Here is a 19,291-nt window from a genome sequence, read left to right as displayed (position 1 = left end):
CCAGGACCATCGGCGTCGTCCGATCGGCGGATGGGCGGGCCGCGGAGGTCCATCATCGTGCGGATGTGCCGGCGGACGGCACTCCCTAGCGTGGACTGGGGCGACTCGCGCCCACTCCGCGACCGAGAGGCCAGCCGTCCCATGTCATTCCTCACGAGGCTCAGTCTCGCCAACCGATTGATCGTGGGCCTGATCACCGCCGCCATCGTCGTGTTCGGCCTCTTCGCCGTCGGCTCCCTGAAGCAGGAGCTGCTGCCGTCCGTGCAGCAACCCGGCGCGTTCGTGTCCGCCACCTACCCGGGTGCATCGCCCGCATCCGTGGAGCGGGAGGTGACCGAGCCGGTCGAGCAGGCGGTGCAGGGCATCAAGGGCGTGACCGGCGTGACCTCCACCTCGGTCGGCGGCTCCACCTCCTTGCAGGTGAGCTGGGACTTCGGCCAGGACGACGAGAAGATCGTCGGGGACATCCGGAGCGCGCTCGCCGGTCTGAAGAGCACCCTCCCAAGCGACACGACCACCGAGGTCTTCGCCGGGGGCAGCGACGACATCCCCGTCCTCCAACTCGCCATCGCGTCCGAAGACGAGTCCGGGGAGTTCGCGGGCCGGGTCGAGAGCACCGTCCTTCCCGCCCTCCGCGGCATCAGTGGCGTCCGCCAGGTCGACCTGGCCGGACAGAACGCCACCCAGCTCGTCATCACGATGCGCCCGGCCGACCTCGCGGCCAAGAAGGTCACGGCTGAGGAGGTCGTGGCTGCGGTGCAGGCGAGCGGCGCGGTGACCGCGGCGGGGACGAGCGTCGACGCCGGCAAGGAACTGTCGATCGAGGTCGGCTCGGCGGTCGGCTCGCTCGAGGAGTTGCAGGCGCTCCCCATCCAGCACGAGGACGGGCCGTTCGCGCTCTCCGCCGTCGCCGACGTCGAGCTCGTGCCCGCGGCGGAGACCTCCATCGCGCGAGCGGACGGCCTCCCCTCGCTCTCCCTCACGATCCTCAAGGACCCGTCGGCGAACGCCGTCCAACTCGCTCACGCGATCCGCGACGCCCTGCCCGGGCTCGAGCAGGAACTGGGATCCGGCGCCAAGTTCACCGTGGTCTTCGACCAGTCGCCGATGGTGGAGCAGTCGATCCACGACCTCTCCGTGGAGGGTGGGCTCGGGCTCCTGTTCGCCATCATCGTGATCCTCGTGTTCCTGCTGTCGATCCGCTCGACGATCATCACCGCCGTCTCGATCCCCCTGTCGCTGCTCATCGCGATGATCGGGTTGTGGATCGGCGACTACTCGCTGAACATCTTCACCCTCGCCGCCCTGACGGTGGCGGTCGGGCGAGTGGTCGACGACTCGATCGTCGTCATCGAGAACATCAAGCGTCGCCACAGCGGTCGCGGCATGACCGCATCGAGTGTCGTCGAGGCGGTCCGCGAGGTGGCCGGTGCGGTGACGGCGTCGACCATCACCACGGTCGCGGTGTTCCTCCCAGTCGCCTTCGTCGGAGGCACGGTCGGCGAGCTGTTCAGGCCCTTCGCAGTCACCGTCTCCGTGGCGCTCATCGCCTCCCTCGTGGTGTCGCTCACCATCGTCCCGGTCCTCGCCTATTGGTTCATGCGCGGCTCCTCCTCGCCGGCAGCGGCCTCCGACCTTGCTCCGGCCGTCGACGAGGACGAGTCGGAGGCGTACTCCAAACTCCAGCGCGCCTACCTTCCGGTCCTCACCACGGCGCTCAAGCGGCCGGTGGTCACCCTGCTGATCGCGGCCGTCGTGTTCGCCGGGACGATCGTCTCGGCCGGGTTCCTGAAGACCGACTACCTCGGAGACATCGGGGGCGAGAACACGGTGACCGTCACCCAGGAGCTCCCTGAGGGGACGAGTCTGGACGTGACCAGTGATGCGGCGGCGACCGTCGAGGCCGTCCTCGCGAAGACCGCCGGGGTGTCGGGGTACCTCACCACCGTCGGCGGGAGCGGATCGAGCAACACGGCGCAGATCAGCGTGACCGTGGGCAAGGAGAGTTCGCGGGAGGCCGTGGCCGACACCATCCGCGACGCCGTGGCGAAGCTCGACGACGTCGGCGAGATCACCGTCGGTGACGCCGGTGCAGGACTCGCCGGTGGTGGTGGCGGCATGGAGGTGACGCTCCAGGGCGAGGACCCTATGGCCCTGGCGACGGCCGCCGCGGCCGTCCAGGAGATGCTCGGCACGACGGACGGTCTGCGGGATGCGACGAGTGACCTCGCCGACGAGCAGGGATTGCTGAAGGTGAACGTGGACCGCGCCGCCGCAGCCCGCTACGGCTTCACCCAGGAACAGGTCGGGCAGGCCATCGCCAGCGCACTCCGTGGCACGCCGACGGGCTCGGTCATCCTCGAGGGCGCTTCTCGGGACATCATCGTGCGCTCGCAGCGCGTGGGGACGACGCCGGCGGAGATCGCAGCACTCCCACTCCCGGTCAGCGCGTTGCAGCAGGCTGCGGCGCAGAAGGCCGCGACCGATGCGCTCACGGCCGAGCAGGACCAGGCCACGCAGCAGGCGAAGGACGAGGCCGCGTCCCAGGCCACGAAGCAACGCTCCGAACTCCAGGAGGCGCGGTCGACGGCCGCGTCACAGCTCGACGCGCTCCGAGCGCAGTTGAGCGCGCTGCAGGCGGCGCCGGTCGAGGTTCCTCCGGTCACTCCCACCACGCCGGAGGAGGAGGCCGCGCAGCAGGCCTACGAGGCCCGTGCCGCGCAGCTCGCCGGGTTGAGTGACGCCATCACCCAGCTCCAGGGTTCCATCACGACGATCGACGAGCAGTTGACCGCGATGCGAGACGCGGAGGCGGAAGCGGCCGAGCAGCAGGCCGAGGCCGACCGTCTCACCCAGGCGCAGAAGGACCTCGCCAACGTCAGTGCCGTCCCGATCCCCGTGAGCGCCGTGGCGCAGGTGGTGGAGGAACAGGCTCCGGCGGCCATCACCCGCATCGACGGCGTGCGGACGGTGACCGTTTCGGCCACCCCGACCGGGGACGACCTCAGCGCGACGACCCTCGCCGTGCGGCAGGGGCTGAACGGCCTGGACCTCCCGAGCGGCGTCACGGCCTCGGTCGGCGGCGTAGCCCAGGATCAGGAGGAGTCGTTCGCGCAGCTCGGCCTCGCCATGCTCATCGCGATCGTCCTCGTCTTCATCGTGATGGTGGCGACGTTCAAGAGCCTGCTCCAACCGCTCATCCTGCTCGTCTCGGTGCCGTTCGCGGCGACCGGAGCGATCGCCGCGCTGCTCATCACGGGCACCCCGCTCGGCATCCCGTCGATGATCGGCCTGCTCATGCTCATCGGGATCGTCGTCACGAACGCGATCGTGCTGATCGACCTCGTCAACTCGTATCGTGCGCGGGGTGACGGCATCGACGACGCCGTCCTGCACGGGGCGAGACTCCGACTGCGACCGATCATCATGACCGCCTGCGCGACGATCTTCGCCCTGGTGCCCATGTCCCTCGGCCTCACCGGCGGCGGCGTCTTCATCTCGCAGTCGCTCGCGATCGTGGTGATCGGCGGTCTCGTCTCCTCGACGTTGCTGACGCTCATCCTCGTGCCGGTGCTCTACCTGCTCCTGGAGCGGCGCACCGAGCGACGTCTCGCGAAGCGGGAGCGGAAGCGTGCGGCCAAGGCCGAGCAGGCCGCCGCGTCCGCCGACCAGGACGCGGACGAGGACCTGGAATCGATCATGGCGGCTGACCGCTGATCGGCCGGTGGGGTGAGTGGGGCCGCTTCGCGGAAGCGCTCGCCCCGCAGCTGGCACACTGGGGGCGTGGACCAGCGACTGATCGACCTCCTCCGTGCCGACCTCACGACCGCCGGGTACACCGTGGAACGGGTGCGCGGCCTGTGGGGTGAGATGGCCGAGGCGGCCCTGCACCGATCGAACCGGGTCGTGGCGATCCGAGCGCTCGACGCCCGAGAGGGCACGGAGGGCGTGGAGCCGGTCGCGACCTTGGCGAGGCTGTTCATCCTCGGGCTGCCGGCGGACGTCGACGCGGTCTCCCGCGCCCTGCCGACGCTCGGTGCCGACGGAGCGGTGGAGCTCGGCCTCCTCAGCCGGTTCGACGACCGCGGCCTCCGCCCGGCCCTCGACCTCCGCCCCTATGCCTGGGTGGACGCGAACGGGAGCGGGGCCTGGTGGATCGCCTCCGACCTCGGCGAACTCGCCCTCGGCCACGAACTCGGCGAGGAGCACGTGCTCGGCGTCGGTGGTGCGTCGATGACCCTCAGCGGCATCATCCTGCCTGAGCGGGTCGGATCGGCACTCGACCTCGGCACGGGGTGCGGGATCCAGGCACTCCACCTGTCGCGGATCGCGGATCGTGTGGTCGCGACGGACATCTCGGAGCGGGCGCTCGAACTCGCAGCGCTCAACGCACGCCTCAACGGGATCGACTCGATCGAGTTCCGTCTCGGCAGCATGTTCGAGCCGGTGACCGGCGAGCGGTTCGACCGCATCGTCTCGAACCCGCCGTTCGTGATCACACCACGGATGGAGGGGGTCCCGAACTACGAGTACCGGGACGGCGGGCTCGTCGGTGACGCCCTCGTCGAGTCGGTCTTCATCGAGGCGGCCCGGCATCTGACGGAGGACGGGGTGGCCCAGTTCCTCGGCAACTGGGAGTACCGCGCACGGACGGACGGACTCGATCGCGTCGCGGACTGGGTGGAGCACAGCCGGGAGACGGTGGACGCCTGGGTGATCGAACGCGAGGTGCAGGATCCGGCGGAGTACGCCGAGACCTGGATCCGGGACGGTGGCACGAGGGCCGGCACCGCCGAGTTCGAACGCCTCGCGGCAGCCTGGCTCGACGACTTCGCATCGCGGTCGGTGACGGGCGTCGGCTTCGGCTACGTCCTGCTCCGGCGGACCGACTCCCCCACCTCGCTGCGCCGGCTCGAGCGTCTCCACGGCCATGCGGGATCCAACTCGGCGGGCCTCGGAGCCCACCTCGCCGTCTGCCTCGCCGCGCACGACTGGCAGGTCGCGCTCGACGACCAGGCCCTGCTCCGTGAGCGCGTCGTCCTCGCCGGCGACGTCACGGAGGAGCGTCACTACTGGCCGGGCGACGAGGACCCGACGGCGATGCACCTGCGCCAGGGTGGCGGGCTGGCCAGGTCCGTCGGCGTCGACACGGGACTCGCCGGACTCGTCGGTGCGTGCGATGGCGAACTCGCCCTCGGTGCCATCGTCGACGCGATCGCGCAACTCGTCGAGGTCGACGCCGGCGAGCTCGGCGACGAACTCCTCCCCCGCGTGCGTGCGCTCATCGACGACGGGATCCTGCTTCCTGCTGTCTGAACGGTGACCGTTCGCGGAACGGATCCCCAACTGGATAGTGAAACTATCCGATAGTGCTACTCTCCAACTGGGACGACGAACCGCGTCGCTCAGAATCGAGACCAGCATGAGCACCACCCACGTCATCCTCGGCGGCAACGGCGTCATCGGACGGGAGACCGCGCAAGCGCTCCTCGCGACCGGCGTATCCGTCGGCTCGGTCGGCCGCCGGGCGTCCACGGTGCCGGGCGTCACCTCGGTCATCGCCGACCTCCTCGATCGGGATGCGGTCAGGACCGCGCTCGACGGAGCGGACGTCGCCTACCTCACCGCTGGTCTGCCCTACTCCGCCGCTCTCTGGGAGCAGCGCTGGCCCCGCATCGTCGAGAACGTCATCGAGGCGGCAGTGGCGACCGGGACGCACCTCGTCTCCCTCGACAACGTCTATGCGTACGGCGCGGTGGATGGCCCGATGACGGAGGGGACTCCGCTGGCACCCGTCAGCCGGAAGGGCCGGGTCCGTGCTCGTGCTGCGGCCGCGCTCGCAGCGGCGGTGGCGGAACGCGGTCTGGTCTCGACGGTGGGACGGAGCGCCGACTTCTTCGGCCCCGGTGCATCGACCAGTGTGTTCAACAGCTTCGGGATCGACCCGATCGCCGCAGGACGGCCGGGCACCTGGCTGTACGACGCCGACCTGCCGCACTCGCTCACCTACACCCCCGATGTCGGTCGTGGACTGGCCATCCTCGGCACGGACACCGCCGCGCGCGGACGCCTCTGGCACCTGCCCACCGGTCCGGCGCTGACAGGACGCGACTACCTCCGTCTCGCCGGAGGGCATGACGGCCCGATCAAGATCATGGGTGCGGCCATGATGCGGATCGGGTCCCTCTTCAACGCCGGTGCGCGCGAGACGCGCGAGATGAGCTACCAGTACACGGCTCCGTACCGGTTCGACTCCAGTGCGTTCGAGCTCGCCTTCGGCGTGCGACCGACGCCGATCGCCGATGCCGTCGCCGAGACCGTCCGAGCCGCCGGCGCCGGTGTCCGGGCCTGAGCGGAGGGCACCCGGGTGGCACGGTCGGCGAGCGGCACTTCGGCGCTCTGCCAGCTGACCGCGATAGTCTCCCGTGTCGGAGACACCGACCCCGCCGACGAAAGCGACCACCCTCGATGCCGGAGAGCCCACTCTCAGCCAGCCCGTACGAGGTGCTCGGTGTGAGCACGACGGCGTCCCAGGACGAGCTCCGACGGGCGTATCGCCGGCTGATGCGCGAGACGCACCCCGACCTCGGCGGCAGCGCCCCGCAGTTCAACGCGGTGCAACTGGCGTGGGAGCGTGTCGGCACGGTCGACGGTCGCGCCGCGTACGACCGCGGACGGAACGTCCCGTCCGGCGGCGTCGACGCGGACGACGAGCCCACCTGGTCCGCGTCCACCACCGGACGTTCCGGCACCCAGCGTGCGGACTCCCGTCCTCGAGCGCGGGCCTACGGGCATCCCGGCGGCGACTCGCGGGAGGCCTACCTCGAGCTCATCAGGGAGTGGGTCGGCCGTGGCGTCCCGCTCGACGACCCCTACGACCCGAAGCTCGTCCGCTCCGCCCCGCGCGAGATCCGGCACCAGCTCGCCAACGCGCTGGCGGAGGAGCAGACGGCCCGCACGGTGGCGACGCTCGGCATCGGGTACACCGTGTGGCACGACGTCCTGGCTCCCGGCGAGGCGAAGATCGATCACGTCGTCCTCGGCCCGACCGGGCTGTTCGCGGTGAAGTCCGAGGACTGGGGCGGGCCGGTGAGCGTGCATCGAGGTGAGGTCGTCGGCGAGACGCTCGGTGTCCGAGAGGAGCCTGTGCGTTCGCTCGTCCGCTCGGCGCGCACGGTCGCGAAGGCGGCCCGCGTGAAGTTCACCGCCTCGGTCATCGTCGTGCCCGACGGTGCCGTCGAGGAGTCCGTCGAGTTCATCGGCCGGAAGCACCCCGTCACCGTCCTCGTGGAGCGCTCGCGGCTCGCCGACCTGCTCCGTACGGGTCTTCCGGGCATCGAACGCATGGGTGGCAACCAGCTGTTCGACATCCGCACCAGGCTCCAGCAGACCATTCGCTTCGTGGGCGTTTAAGTCGCGCAAGACGACACCTGTGGGTGAAACCCCCCACCGCCCCAATCGGGGTTCTTGTGCGGATGGGCTCCAGGCACCACCATCAGGGCATGAGCACTCCATCCGGCTGGTATCCCGATCCTGAACGACCGGGCGGGCAGCGGTGGTGGACCGGCTTCGCCTGGGGTGGGGCGCGATTCCCGGCGACGATGCCCGCCACCGCGACCGCGACGTCCACCGCCGCGGTGCCCAGGCCGCCCATCGAGACCCATCCGAGCCGACTTCGGCCACTGCACGTCATCCTGATCAGTCTCGTCGTCGCGCTGGTGCTCCTCAGCGCGATCGGCGGTGCGTTCTGGGGTGCCCTGCTCGCGCTCGTCGCTATCGTCGCAGCGGCCGTCGGCGTGATCGCCCTCGTTCGCGGTCACGCCAGCCGGCTCGGCATCCGGAACCGGGGTACCGCGCTCGCCGTGGTCGCCGCAGCCCTCTGCCTCGTCGTCGTCGGTGGCGGTGCGAGTGCTGCGACGCTTCCGGCGCCGGATCGGCCTGCGGCGCTACTGACGGCTCAAGACGCCGCCACCCCCGCTCCGAAGCGGACCCCGGTGGCGACCCCCACCCCGACCGACGTCGTCACCGAGGTGACGGAGGTCGTCGCGGTGCCGTTCACGGCGACCGAGGTGCAGGACCCGAACCTCGACGTCGGTCAGGTCGCCGTCACCACCGTCGGAGTCGACGGTCAGCAGACGAACACCTACCGCGTGACGACACGGGCCGGCACCGAGGTCGCCCGCGAGGTCGTCTCCCAGGTCGTCACGGTGCAGCCCGTCACGCAGGTGACCTCGGTCGGCACCCGGCAACCCGCGCCCGTGGCTCCAGCACCTGTCGCCGACCCCGTCGGCGGCGGCTGCGACCCGAACTACGAGGGGCAGTGCGTCCCGATCGCGAGCGACGTCGACTGCGCCGGCGGCAGCGGGAACGGACCGGCCTACACGCCGGGACCGGTGTACGTCGTCGGAAGCGACGTGTACGACCTCGACCGTGACGGCGACGGCATCGCCTGCGACGCCTGAGCAAGCCCGTTCGCGCTCGGCGGAAGGCCGGGCCGTCACTTCGGGGCTGCGCGTAACGTCGCTGGCGGGTCGCCGGACGGCGTCCCTGACGCTGATGGATTGGAGCGACGATGAGTGCAGAACTCGACGGCAAGCAGGTGGCCTTCCTCCTGACGGACGGCTACGAGGACAGCGAACTGACCAGCCCATGGGAGGCGGTCACCGGTGCAGGCGCGACGGCCCGACTGATCTCCCCCGCGACGCAGGACGTGACCGGCAAGAACGGGCATGTCCAGCCGGTCGACGTGGCCGTCACCGAGGCGTCCTCCGACGACTACCACGCGCTCGTGCTGCCCGGTGGTGTCGTCAACGCCGACGACCTCCGCCTGGATGAGGCGTCGATCGCCTTCGCGAAGGCCTTCTTCGAGCAGGGCAAGCCGGTCGGCGTGATCTGCCACGGCGCGTGGATCCTGGTCGAGGCCGACGTCGTCCGCGGGCGCGAACTGACCAGCTACCCGAGCCTCAAGACGGACCTGCGGAACGCAGGAGCCTCGTGGGTCGACGAGGAGGTCGTCGTCGACCAGGGTCTGGTGTCGAGCCGGACGCCCGACGACCTGCCGGCGTTCAACGCCAAGCTCGTCGAAGAGATCGGCGAGGGCGAGCATGAAGGCCAGCACGCCTGACCGCCTGACCGTTTGACCCGAACAACGACGAACGCCCGGCCCCTCGAGAGGGACCGGGCGTTCGCGTGCTGTGGAGCTGGTGTTAAGCCTTCTTGTTGCGGGTCAGTGCACCGTAGATGAGGAGCACGACGATGGAACCGCCGATGGCGAGGAGCCACGTCTGCAGCGAGAAGAACTCCTGGAGGTTCGCGCCGAAGAGGAGGCCGCCGAGCCAACCGCCGAGGAGCGCCCCGACGACGCCGAGCAGCAGCGTGATCAACCAGCCGCCGCCCTGACGACCCGGAAGGATGGCCTTGGCGATGGCGCCGGCGATGAGGCCGAGCAGCAGGAAGCCGAGAAAACTCATGATGTCTCCAAATGTGATTGCTGGATCGAGCGGGGTGCCGACCGATCGTGGTGCTACCCCCGCCGGTGAGCGGGGCCAGCCACTGTATCGCGAGGACTAGTGCTTGAAGGCGTCCTTGACATTCTCGCCGGCCTTCTTGGCGTCAGCCTTGGTCTGGTCGGCCTTGCCCTCCGCGACCTTGCTGTCGTCGCCGGTGACCTTGCCCAGGGCTTCCTTCGCCTTGCCCGCGAGGTCTTCAGCGGCGTTCTGGATCTTGTCCGATGCACTCATGGCGTACTCCTTCTTCTGCGTTGGAAACCGGCGGTGATGACCGGTTCATGAAGTAAGACGCAGCTCGCCTCGCATTCGTCACGGAATCCGTCGAAAACCTTCGACGGCACCGGTGGCGCGCCGTCGGATGCGACACTGGATGTTCGTGTTCCGCCAGGCAGTGCCGCCGTCCAGACCCGCCGGGAGGTGAATCGCTTGAGGACAGACCGCCCTCGTTCCGGCTTCTCGCGGTTCCTGCGCATCGTCCGCAACACCATGTTCTGGATCATCGGCGTGATCCTCGCCATCGCACTGGTCATCTTCGTCTGGCTGCAGTTGACGCCCTGGCCTGGGTCGATGGTCATCAGGATGGCGTTCGACGAGCGGGCGAAGGTCGTGCAGTCGGACCTCGAGAAGTTCGTGCCGGACGGTGTCGACGTGCGACGCGACATCCCGTACCGCTCCGGCGACGCCGACGCCCTCCTCGACGTCTACACGCCCGACGGCGTCCGCGGGAGCGGTGCCGCGCTCCCGACCATCGTCTGGGTGCACGGCGGCGCCTGGATCTCCGGAAGCAAGGAACTCATCTCCAACTACATGCGCGTGCTCGCCGGTGAGGGGTACACGGCGGTCGCGGTGGAGTACACGATCGCTCCGGAGGGGCAGTATCCGCTGCCGATCGAGCAGGTCGCCGACTCCCTCGGCTACCTCGACGCCAATGCGCGGGCGCTCAACGTCGACTCCTCCAAGCTGATCCTCGCCGGTGACTCCGCCGGTGCGCAGATCGCCGCTCAGGTCGCGAACGTCGTGACGAGCTCCGAGTACGCCAGCTCGATCGAGGTCGAGTCGCCGATCGAACCGCAGCAGTTGGCCGGAGTCGTGCTGGCCTGCGGCGCGTACGACCTCAGCCTGGTCAATGCCGAGGGCAGCTTCGGGTGGTTCCTCGACACCGTGCTGTGGTCCTACTTCGGCGCGCGCGACTACAAGACGCGGCCTGAGGTCGCCTCAGCGTCGGTCGTCGACTACCTCACGGCGAAGTATCCGCCGACCTACATCACGGTGGGCAACTGGGACCCGCTCTACCCGCAGTCGGTCGAGTTCAAGGCGAGACTCCAGGGGCTCGGGGTCGACGTGCAGTCGATGATCTTCAACCCGGACTTCCGGCCCGGGCTCGAGCATGAGTACCAGTTCCTGCTCAACGATCAGGGGCGGTTCAATCTGCAGCGCATGGACGCCTTCATCGACGGCGTCACCGACACGAGCCTCCCCTACGGGCAGCAGGGTCCGCCCGTCCGCTGACGAACCGGTCTCACGGGAGACGGATGCGCTCGCCGTCCTCGACGAGACGGCCGTGGAGCACCGCCTGGTCGAGCGTCAGATCCAGCCAGCGACGAGCGGTCTCGCCGAGGCGCCCGTAGCCGAGGACGGAGGCCGCCTGCATCGGCAGCTGCTCGCGGTCCACCTCCTGCTCAGGGCTCGCGGCGATGACGAGCTCCATGGCGTTGCAGATCTCGGCGGGGCTGATGTCCGTGACCGCACGGTGGTCGCGATGGACGACCCTGCGGACACCGCGCCAGGTGACGACGTCGAGTCCGGTCGGCCAGGCGAAACCGTTCTGCACGACGAACGCCTCGGTCACCAGTGCGGACAGCTCCGTCCGGCTCTCCTCGGACAGCCGGTCCACGCCGAAGCGGCGGGCGACGATCGTGACGAGCCGTGGGACGGCGATGGGCCCCTCCGTCGAGAGGATCGCCGCTGCGACCCTGGTCACGGCAGCTTTCGTGAGTTCCAGGTTGTCGAGGACCGAGGCAGGCCCGATCACGGAGTCGTCGGCCAGTTCGAAGTCGGTGATGGCGACGCTCAGTGGGACGACCGGGGCCGACGCCGTGACGGGGAGGGCGACCGGGTCCATGATTCGCACCGACTCCTGGCCGGTGGCGGTGTCGGACGCCGTACCGGAGTCGGAGGCAGGCGTGTGCGGCTGCGGGTGCCCCGTGGTGTTCCGGGCCTCCGCAGTCTCGGTCTCGACGGGAGCCGTCGTAGCGGGCGCCGGACCGGTCGACGCATCGGCTGTCCGTCCGGAAGCCGTGGGGTGCGAGTCCGTCGAGGACGACTGGTCGGCGCCCGACGGGCCCGTCGTCGATTCCTCGCTCAGCGCGCGCTCAGCGCGTTCCCGCCAGGCCTTGGGCAGCCAGGCCGACTTCGCCACGAAGCCGTTCCACCCGCGACTCACGCTCTCACCGTCCACGCGCAGCATGGGGAGGCGGAGCGACGGTGCTCCACGGGGAGGGTCTGCGAGGTCAGAGGTGGCACCTCCACAGGATAGACCGCGGCGGACGTGGGCTCAGCTCGCCGACTGCCGACGCGCCGCGCGTCGGCGTTCGCGCTCGAGGTCGGCCGCGGCGGCTTCGGCGGGTGTCGGTGCCGTGCCGCCGAGCGAGCGTGGCTGCCACCAGGCTCCGGTGCCGTCGACCGGATAGTCGCGCTGCAGCTCGTCGACCATGCCCTGCAGGCGGTCGCGCAGCTGTTCGGTGCTCGTCGCCACGTCGTCCTCGGGGTGGACCTGGATCGGCTCACCGAAGGAGAAGTGCACCGGCACGCCGAAGCGCTCGCGGAAGCCGACCTTGTGGTTCTTGGTGAGGAGCCGGTGGCCGCCCCACACGGCGACGGGGATGATCGGGACGCCGGCCTCCTGAGCGAGGCGGACGGCGCCGGACTTCAGCTCGCGAACGGTGAACGAGGCGCTGACGCCCGCCTCCGGGAAGACCCCGACGAGTTCTCCACTGCGGAGTGCCGCGACGGCGTTCGCATAGGCGGCACCGCCGGCGCGCATGTCCACGGCGATGTGGCGCATGCTCCGCAGGAGTCGGCCGACAAGCGGCTTGTCGAACGCGCCCTGCTTGGCCATGAAGCGGATGCGGCGCCGGTTGTGGAGCACGGTCGCCCACTCGACGAGGGCGAACTCGAGGTACCCGAAGTGGGTCATCGCGATCACCGCCCCGCCGTCGTCAGGGAGGTGTTCGACACCGGTGGTGTGACGGCGCAGGCGCCAGACACCGAACAGGGAGCGACCGACACCGACGGCGGTGTCGTATACGGGCTCGATGGGGCGTTTCATGGCGACACCGTACGACAGACACCTGAGGAAGTGCCGGAGCGCGGAGTGCAGCGGTGAGCCGGTCCGTCTCGCGATGCCCGACCGGGCGATACGATCGCGGGATGACGGCAACGCAGACCGGTCGCCCCCGTGGCAGCTACGCCAAGACGGCGGCCAGGCGCCGGGAGATCCTCGAGGCGGGCATGGACGTCTTCGCGGAACAGGGCTTCCGCAGTGGCTCGCTCCGGGAGGTCGCGGAACGCGTCGGCATGAGCCAGGCCGGTCTGCTCCACCACTTCTCGACCAAGAACGACCTCCTCGCCGCGATCCTCGACTTCCGTGACGACCGGGACCGTGAGCAGTCCGCGATCGAGATCGGCAGCGGTCTCGAGGGCATCCGGGGGCTCCTGCGTCTCGTCGAGCACAACATGCGCGTGCCGGGTCTCGTCGAACTCCACTGCGTCCTGTCCGCGGAGGCGACGTCACCGGACCACCCGGCACACGATCATTTCGTGCGGCGGTACAGCTGGTTGATCGACGGCATGACCCTCTCGTTCCAGGTGATGGCTCGCGAGGGTCAGTTGGTGCCGGGCATCGAGCCGGCGAGTGCGGCGCGCATGCTCATCGCGATGATGGACGGCCTGCAGTTGCAGTGGCTGCTCGATCGCGACGCTGTCGACATGGCCGAGGAGACGCGCCGCTCCCTGCGCCCGCTGCTCACGGTCGAGTTGTAGCGGGAGACCTCCTCCACAGCCCTCGCGCTTCTCCACAATCGTCGTGCCGTCCGGCTCCTGTGCATATCAGATATTAGAGTGGTGGGGGCTGCGGGAAGACCTGAGGGGAAGTCCTTATTTTGATAAATTCAAAACAACTCGATACGGTGGGGGCATGAACGGATCGGGGGTGGCGTCGGCGGCGAACGACTTCAACGCCAAGATCCGCGCCGCCGGTCTGCGCGTGACCACGGGGCGCCTCGCCGTGCTCGAGATCCTGGCGAGCACGCCGCACGCCGACGTGGAGCAGGTGGTGGCGAGCCTGCGACCACGCGCTCCGCAGACGTCTCCGCAGGCCGTCTACAGCGTCCTCAACGCCTTCGTGGCCGCCGGTCTGGTGCGTCGCATCGAGCCCGACGGCCATCCCGGCCGCTACGAGCTCCGCGTCGACGACAACCACCACCACCTGGTCTGCAGCTCGTGCGGCGCCGTCGTCGACGTCGACTGCACGCAGGGTTCGGCTCCGTGCCTCCACCCTGACGACACGGCGGGCTACCTCGTCGACGCGGCCGAGATCACGTTCTGGGGCGTCTGTCCCGCGTGCCAGGCGGATGCGTCCTGACGCCGTTCCACAGATCATTCGACGCCACTTCCATGCCGATCGTCAGCTGCCACCGACATGGTGGCAGTGCTGAAGCCAACCGACCGTCCGACCAGCCCCACCCCTCGAGGAGAGACATGTCCGAGCCCAGCTACACCACCACCAACAGCGGAGCGCCCGTCGCCAGCGACGACCACTCCCAGAGTGTCGGCGCCGACGGCGCGATCGCACTCCACGACCACTACCTGGTCGAGAAGCTCGCCCAGTTCAACCGCGAGCGCGTGCCGGAGCGCGTCGTCCACGCGAAGGGCGGTGGCGCGTTCGGTCACTTCGTCACGACCGGGGACGTCTCCCAGTACACCCGCGCGGCGCTGTTCCAGCCGGGCGTCGAGACCGAGATGCTCGCCCGCTTCTCCACCGTCGCCGGCGAGCAGGGCAGCCCCGACACCTGGCGCGACCCCCGCGGGTTCGCCCTGAAGTTCTACACGAGCGAGGGCAACTACGACCTCGTCGGCAACAACACGCCGGTCTTCTTCATCCGCGACGGCATCAAGTTCCCCGACTTCATCCGCTCGCAGAAGCGCCTCCCGGGCTCGCACCTCCGCGACCACGACATGCAGTGGGACTTCTGGACCCTCTCGCCCGAGAGCGCCCACCAGGTCACCTGGCTCATGGGCGACCGGGGTCTGCCGGGCTCGTGGCGGCACATGGACGGCTTCGGTTCGCACACCTACCAGTGGATCAACGCGAGCGGCGAGCGCTTCTGGGTGAAGTACCACTTCAAGACCGACCAGGGCATCGAGATCCTCACGCAGGACCAGGCCGACCAGATCGCCGGTGAGGATGCCGACTTCCACATCCGTGACCTCTCCGAGGCCATCACCCGCGGCGAGCACCCCAGCTGGACCCTGTCCGTGCAGGTCATGCCGTACGCCGACGCCGCGAACTACCGGTTCAACCCGTTCGACCTCACCAAGGTCTGGCCGCACAGCGACTACCCGCTGATCGAGGTCGGGAAGATGACGTTGGACCGCAACCCGGAGAACTACTTCGCCCAGATCGAGCAGGCGACCTTCGCCCCGTCGAACTTCGTCCCCGGCATCGCAGCGAGCCCCGACAAGATGCTGCTGGCCCGCATCTTCAGCTACGCGGACGCACACCGCTACCGCGTCGGCACCAACCACGCGCAGCTGCCGGTCAACGCCCCGCACTCGCCCGTGCACTCCTACTCGAAGGAAGGGGCGATGACGTACACCTTCAACGACGCGAACGCCCCGGTGTACGCGCCGAACTCGGTCGGCGGAGCCCACGCCGACCCGGCCCGCGCGGCCGAGTCCTCGGGCTGGCAGTCCGACGGCGAGCTCGTCCGGGCGGCCGCGACGCTCCACGCCGAGGACGACGACTTCGGTCAGGCTGGCACCCTCGTCCGTGAGGTGCTCGACGATGCAGCCCGCGATCGCCTCGTCGGCAACATCGTCGGCCACGTCTCCAAGGTGACCCGCCCGGATCTCCGTGCCCGGGTCATCGCGTACTGGACAGCCGTCGACCAGACGCTCGGCGCGCGCGTCTCGGCGGGGCTCCCGCCGCTCGTCTAGAGCGAGGGCCTCACGCCCGCGACGACGGTCGTCATCCTGTACGGATGGCGACCGTCGTCGTCTGTGGGCGAGATGTCAGACGCCGGTGGGCCCGCCTCCCCGACGGATGACCCCCGTCGACTGGGCGCGGGCCTTCGCCATCTCGCGGACGTGCTCAGCCTCACCCTCGGCGGAGTGGTGTTGATCCGTGGTGTGCGCTGCACGGTCGCGCCGCACGACGTACCAGACGGCGCCGACCGCCAGGAGGACGAGCGCGGCGAGGATGACGATGGTTCCGATGTCCATGTGGTGCTCCTCTCCTCGTCCGCTCGACGCTAGCAAGCGCTCAGACGCACGCAACCCCCTCGCCGACCGGGGCGAGGGGGTTGCGGATGACTCGAGGTGCGGGAGTCAGCCGGCGACCTGCTTGGCGCGAGCGAAGACCTTCTCGATCTCCTCGCGGCGGCCCGGCTGCTTCAACGACAACGGCGACGGGTGCGGGGCGTTGAACGCGCTGTAGGTGTTCCCGAGCAGCGGCTCGACGTGCTTCCACCAACCGTCCTGGGCGTGCGGTCCGCAGAGGACCACGACGCGGAGGTTGCGCAGCAGCGGGAGCAGTGCGCGCAGCTCCATGGCGCCCTGGGCGACCTCGGGGGCGTTCGGCTTCTTGCGTCCGGCGCTCAGGTACCACGGGACGATGTTCCAGACCATGACGTCGTCGAAGCCGATGTCGTTCCGCAGGTTCCAGAGGCTCTCGGCGACCGGGTCGTCGTTGTCGACCGAGGCGAACCCCGATCCGGGTGCGTCGAGGCTGTCCGGAGCGAGGGTGCCCGGGGCGTCGAGGAGGATGAGGGTCTTCGCGTTGACGGCTGCATCGGCCGGGTCGACGAGCGGGAGCACGAGGTCGCTCTGCCGCCGTCCTCGGCGGGCCATCATCGCGTCCGCCCAGTCGCGCAGCGGCGCGAGTGCCGGCGACTCGGCCAGCATGCGGTGTCGTTCGGCCAGTTCGTCCGGGTCCTGCAGCCCTCGCGGGGCGTCCATGTGCATCTTCCGAGCGTAGCCCGTGACGGGTGTCCCGTCATCGTCTGAGGCCGTTCCGACCCCCGAACCCACCGCGATGACGGCGAATCCGTGCTCGTCAACCGGGGGTGGCGACGCCGACGCGGGCATAGGCTGACCAGGATGACCACCGAGCCCACCGCCCCCGACGACCGGACCAAGTGGCGCGCCTTCGCGGTCTGCGTCTCCGTCGCCGCCCTCACGATCCTCGACCTGTCGAAGGTGAACGTCGGCCTCCCGTCCATCGAGCAGGCCCTCGACGCCGGCCCGACCGCATTGCAGCTGATCGTCGCCGGGTACGCGTTGGCGTTCGGCCTGATCCTCGTGCCCGCCGGCCGCTACGGCGACCTCCACTCCCGTCGACAGATGTTCATGATCGGCCTGAGCGTGTTCGGTGCGGCGAGCCTCGTGTGCGCGATCGCCCCGAGCGTCGCCATCCTGATCGGCGGTCGGATCCTGCAGGGCGTCGCCGCCGGATTCCTCATGCCGCAGGTGATCGGCCTCATCCAACAGCTCTTCGTGGGCAAGGAGCGCGGACGTGCCTTCGGGCTGTTCGGTGCCATCATCGGGCTGTCGACGGCGTTCGGTCCGACGCTCGGTGGCTTGCTCATCGCCATCGGTGGTCCTGAGGACGGCTGGCGGCTGCTCTTCTGGATGAACGTGCCCCTCGCGATCATCCTGCTGCCGATCGCGGCCCGCCTGCTGCCCAAGCAGCAGCCGCGCGAGGCGGGGACCGGTTCGCTGGACCCCGTCGGCATCGTGCTCCTCGGTCTCGCGGTGCTGTCACTCATGCTGCCATTCGTGCTGACGACGGGTTCGCCGGACGATGACCCGGCACGCTGGTGGCTCCTGCTCGGGTTCGCCGTGTTCGCCGGCCTGTTCGCCTGGTGGGAGGGTCGGTACCAGCGCGCCGGACAGACGCCCGTCGTCGACTTCTCGCTCTTCTCCCTCGGCAGTTACCGGAACGGCGTCCTCATCTCGACGACGTACTTCGCGGCCATGCCGGCCACCTTCCTCACCCTCACACTGTTCGTCCAGCAGGGCCTCGGCCTCGAACCCGTCTTCGCGGGCATGATCACGATCCCCTTCGCACTCGCCTCGGCGGTCAGCTCGTGGTTGAGCGGCCGGGTCGTCGACCGGCTCGGACGTCCGCTCGTCGTGGGCGGGCTCGTGCTGGTGGTGGTCGGCTTCACCCTGAACTCGGTGCTCGCATTCATCACTCCCCCGGAGGTCACCCCGTACGCCATGGGTGCGGCGATGCTCCTGGCGGGCATCGGTGGCGGCGCCGTGATCTCGCCGAACCAGACGCTGATGCTGGCGGACATCCCGGTCGCGTCCGGCGGTGTCGCCGGGTCCATCGGTCAGCTCGGTCAGCGCATCGGCACCGCCGTCGGGCTCGCGGCGGCGACGGCGACCTTCTACGCGACGGTGTACTCGGAGAACGACGGCGGTGCTTCGGGTGCCTCGCTCGACGTCTACCACGACGCCTACCGCAACAGCACCATCGTCACGATCGGCTTCGTCGTGATCGCCCTGGTCTTCGCGCTGCTCGACACGCGATCCCGCAAGGTAGCCGATGTCGACTCCGGACCTTCAAAGTAAGGGTCACCTGAGTTAGGGTTACCTCAGTAGCGGCTGACGGGGCCGCTGGACGGAGGAGACCCGATGGCGCGGACGAACGCTGAGGCGTCGAGGATCAAGCCCGAGGCGGCGCGCCTGTTGACCCTCCGGGTGCTGCGGCGGGCCACGATCTCCCCGAACTACGCCCGGGTCACACTCGGCGGTGGAGACATCGCCGACTTCACCTTCCTCGGCTACGACCAGTGGTTCCGCTTCTTCATCCCTGTCTCGGACGGCGGCCTCGATCGGCTCCCGACCAAGCTCGACATGATCGCCTACGCGAAATACCTGGCGATCTCGAAGTCGGTCAGGCCGGTGCTGCGCAACTACACCGTCCGCGACTACCGCGCGGACGGACCGGAGGGTCCGGAACTCGACGTCGACTTCGTCATCCACGGCTCGGCAGCCGACGGGACCGCCGGACCCGCGGCCGGCTGGGCGCAGACGTGCCGACCGGGAGACCCGGTCGCGCTGCTCGACGAGGGTCGGATGTTCAACCCACCGCCCGGTACGGACCGGATCGTGCTCGTGGCCGATGAGACGGGAATGCCTGCCGTCGCCGGGATTCTCGCGCACCTTCCGGCCGACACGATCGGGACCGCGATCGTCGAGGTGCCGTCGGCAGCGGACGTCCAGTCGCTCGAGGCGCCGCCCGGGGTCGAGGTCCGATGGGTCGTCCGGGACGATGCGCATGCCGTCCCTGGCCGCGCGGCGCTCGCGGCGGCGGAAGCAGTCGAGGCGCCCGGACATTCGGCGTACGGATGGGTCGTGGGCGAGCAGGCGCTCGCTGCGGCGGTGCGTCGCTCCTGGGTCCGCAGCGGTACACCCAAGGAACGCGTCATGTTCTGCGGGTATTGGAAGGTCGGCAAGGCGCACTGAGCTCAGGGACGGACTGGCTGAGTGCCCGA

18 protein-coding genes are annotated in these 19,291 nt (G+C 69.5%); 12 read left to right on the top strand and 6 right to left on the bottom strand.

The genetic code is table 11. The features are described 5' to 3' along the window. The first annotated feature begins 141 nt into the window (after window positions 1-141). The 6 genes from ITJ57_RS00685 (at window position 142) to ITJ57_RS00660 (ending at window position 9,124) form a co-directional block, all read left to right on the top strand. Window positions 142-3,717: an efflux RND transporter permease subunit gene (locus tag ITJ57_RS00685; protein WP_194668407.1), complete on the top strand. Its 3,576-nt coding sequence runs from the start codon at window positions 142-144 to the stop codon at window positions 3,715-3,717. 66 nt (window positions 3,718-3,783) lie between these two features. Further along, window positions 3,784-5,316, top strand: a complete 1,533-nt coding sequence (locus tag ITJ57_RS00680; protein ID WP_370582106.1) for a methyltransferase — start codon at window positions 3,784-3,786, stop codon at window positions 5,314-5,316. 106 nt (window positions 5,317-5,422) lie between these two features. Then, a complete protein-coding gene (locus tag ITJ57_RS00675; protein ID WP_194668406.1) occupies window positions 5,423-6,352 on the top strand; it encodes an NAD-dependent epimerase/dehydratase family protein in 930 nt (309 codons plus the stop codon). Window positions 6,353-6,468: 116 nt separating this feature from the next. Beyond that, window positions 6,469-7,413, top strand: coding sequence for a DnaJ domain-containing protein (locus ITJ57_RS00670; RefSeq protein WP_194668405.1), 945 nt, complete (start codon window positions 6,469-6,471; stop codon window positions 7,411-7,413). A gap of 89 nt (window positions 7,414-7,502) precedes the next feature. Further along, window positions 7,503-8,462 carry a G5 domain-containing protein gene (locus tag ITJ57_RS00665; RefSeq protein ID WP_194668404.1) on the top strand — a complete coding sequence of 320 codons (960 nt, stop codon included), beginning with the start codon at window positions 7,503-7,505 and terminating at the stop codon, window positions 8,460-8,462. 110 nt (window positions 8,463-8,572) lie between these two features. Continuing rightward, a complete protein-coding gene (locus ITJ57_RS00660) occupies window positions 8,573-9,124 on the top strand; it encodes a type 1 glutamine amidotransferase domain-containing protein (protein WP_194668403.1) in 552 nt (183 codons plus the stop codon). An 82-nt stretch (window positions 9,125-9,206) separates the two neighbouring features. Here the strand turns inward: ITJ57_RS00660 and ITJ57_RS00655 are convergent, their stop codons facing one another. Together ITJ57_RS00655 and ITJ57_RS00650 are read right to left on the bottom strand one after the other, a co-directional pair. After that, entirely contained in the window at window positions 9,207-9,470 is a 264-nt protein-coding gene (locus tag ITJ57_RS00655; protein WP_056010248.1) for a GlsB/YeaQ/YmgE family stress response membrane protein, read from the bottom strand. A 96-nt stretch (window positions 9,471-9,566) separates the two neighbouring features. Beyond that, entirely contained in the window at window positions 9,567-9,740 is a 174-nt protein-coding gene (locus tag ITJ57_RS00650) for a CsbD family protein (RefSeq protein ID WP_064294062.1), read from the bottom strand. A 195-nt stretch (window positions 9,741-9,935) separates the two neighbouring features. Here ITJ57_RS00650 and ITJ57_RS00645 point away from each other — a divergent pair, with 195 nt between their 5' ends. Next, window positions 9,936-11,018 (top strand): alpha/beta hydrolase, encoded by a 1,083-nt coding sequence (locus ITJ57_RS00645; protein WP_194668402.1) that lies wholly within the window; start codon window positions 9,936-9,938, stop codon window positions 11,016-11,018. A 10-nt stretch (window positions 11,019-11,028) separates the two neighbouring features. Here ITJ57_RS00645 and ITJ57_RS00640 read toward each other — a convergent pair whose 3' ends face one another. Next, window positions 11,029-11,952 (bottom strand): hypothetical protein, encoded by a 924-nt coding sequence (locus ITJ57_RS00640; protein WP_194668401.1) that lies wholly within the window; start codon window positions 11,950-11,952, stop codon window positions 11,029-11,031. Window positions 11,953-12,063: 111 nt separating this feature from the next. Further along, the gene (locus ITJ57_RS00635) at window positions 12,064-12,837 is read right to left on the bottom strand and encodes a 1-acyl-sn-glycerol-3-phosphate acyltransferase (RefSeq protein WP_194668400.1); all 774 of its coding nucleotides are present in this window, start codon (window positions 12,835-12,837) and stop codon (window positions 12,064-12,066) included. 101 nt (window positions 12,838-12,938) lie between these two features. On the opposite strand from ITJ57_RS00635, the gene ITJ57_RS00630 reads away from it, so the two are divergent. The 3 genes from ITJ57_RS00630 to ITJ57_RS00620 all read left to right on the top strand — a co-directional run bounded on the left by ITJ57_RS00630 (window position 12,939) and on the right by ITJ57_RS00620 (window position 15,725). Further along, window positions 12,939-13,550 (top strand): TetR/AcrR family transcriptional regulator, encoded by a 612-nt coding sequence (locus ITJ57_RS00630; RefSeq protein ID WP_194668399.1) that lies wholly within the window; start codon window positions 12,939-12,941, stop codon window positions 13,548-13,550. A 154-nt stretch (window positions 13,551-13,704) separates the two neighbouring features. Next, complete coding sequence (locus tag ITJ57_RS00625) at window positions 13,705-14,151, top strand: Fur family transcriptional regulator (protein WP_194668398.1); 447 nt, start codon at window positions 13,705-13,707, stop codon at window positions 14,149-14,151. Window positions 14,152-14,267: 116 nt separating this feature from the next. After that, window positions 14,268-15,725, top strand: a complete 1,458-nt coding sequence (locus tag ITJ57_RS00620; RefSeq protein WP_194668397.1) for a catalase — start codon at window positions 14,268-14,270, stop codon at window positions 15,723-15,725. 75 nt (window positions 15,726-15,800) lie between these two features. Here the strand turns inward: ITJ57_RS00620 and ITJ57_RS00615 are convergent, their stop codons facing one another. Both ITJ57_RS00615 and ITJ57_RS00610 read right to left on the bottom strand, forming a co-directional pair. Continuing rightward, window positions 15,801-16,010 (bottom strand): hypothetical protein, encoded by a 210-nt coding sequence (locus tag ITJ57_RS00615; protein ID WP_194668396.1) that lies wholly within the window; start codon window positions 16,008-16,010, stop codon window positions 15,801-15,803. A gap of 105 nt (window positions 16,011-16,115) precedes the next feature. Next, window positions 16,116-16,751: a uracil-DNA glycosylase gene (locus ITJ57_RS00610; RefSeq protein ID WP_082456009.1), complete on the bottom strand. Its 636-nt coding sequence runs from the start codon at window positions 16,749-16,751 to the stop codon at window positions 16,116-16,118. A 135-nt stretch (window positions 16,752-16,886) separates the two neighbouring features. Here ITJ57_RS00610 and ITJ57_RS00605 point away from each other — a divergent pair, with 135 nt between their 5' ends. Continuing rightward, a complete protein-coding gene (locus ITJ57_RS00605) occupies window positions 16,887-18,365 on the top strand; it encodes an MFS transporter (RefSeq protein ID WP_194668395.1) in 1,479 nt (492 codons plus the stop codon). A gap of 63 nt (window positions 18,366-18,428) precedes the next feature. After that, the gene (locus tag ITJ57_RS00600) at window positions 18,429-19,262 is read left to right on the top strand and encodes a siderophore-interacting protein (protein ID WP_194668394.1); all 834 of its coding nucleotides are present in this window, start codon (window positions 18,429-18,431) and stop codon (window positions 19,260-19,262) included. Window positions 19,263-19,291 lie beyond the last annotated feature (29 nt).

Source organism: Plantibacter sp. VKM Ac-2880 (assembly GCF_015351235.1).
Lineage (GTDB): Bacteria > Actinomycetota > Actinomycetes > Actinomycetales > Microbacteriaceae > Plantibacter.
This window is presented reverse-complemented; position numbering and strand designations above follow the sequence as displayed.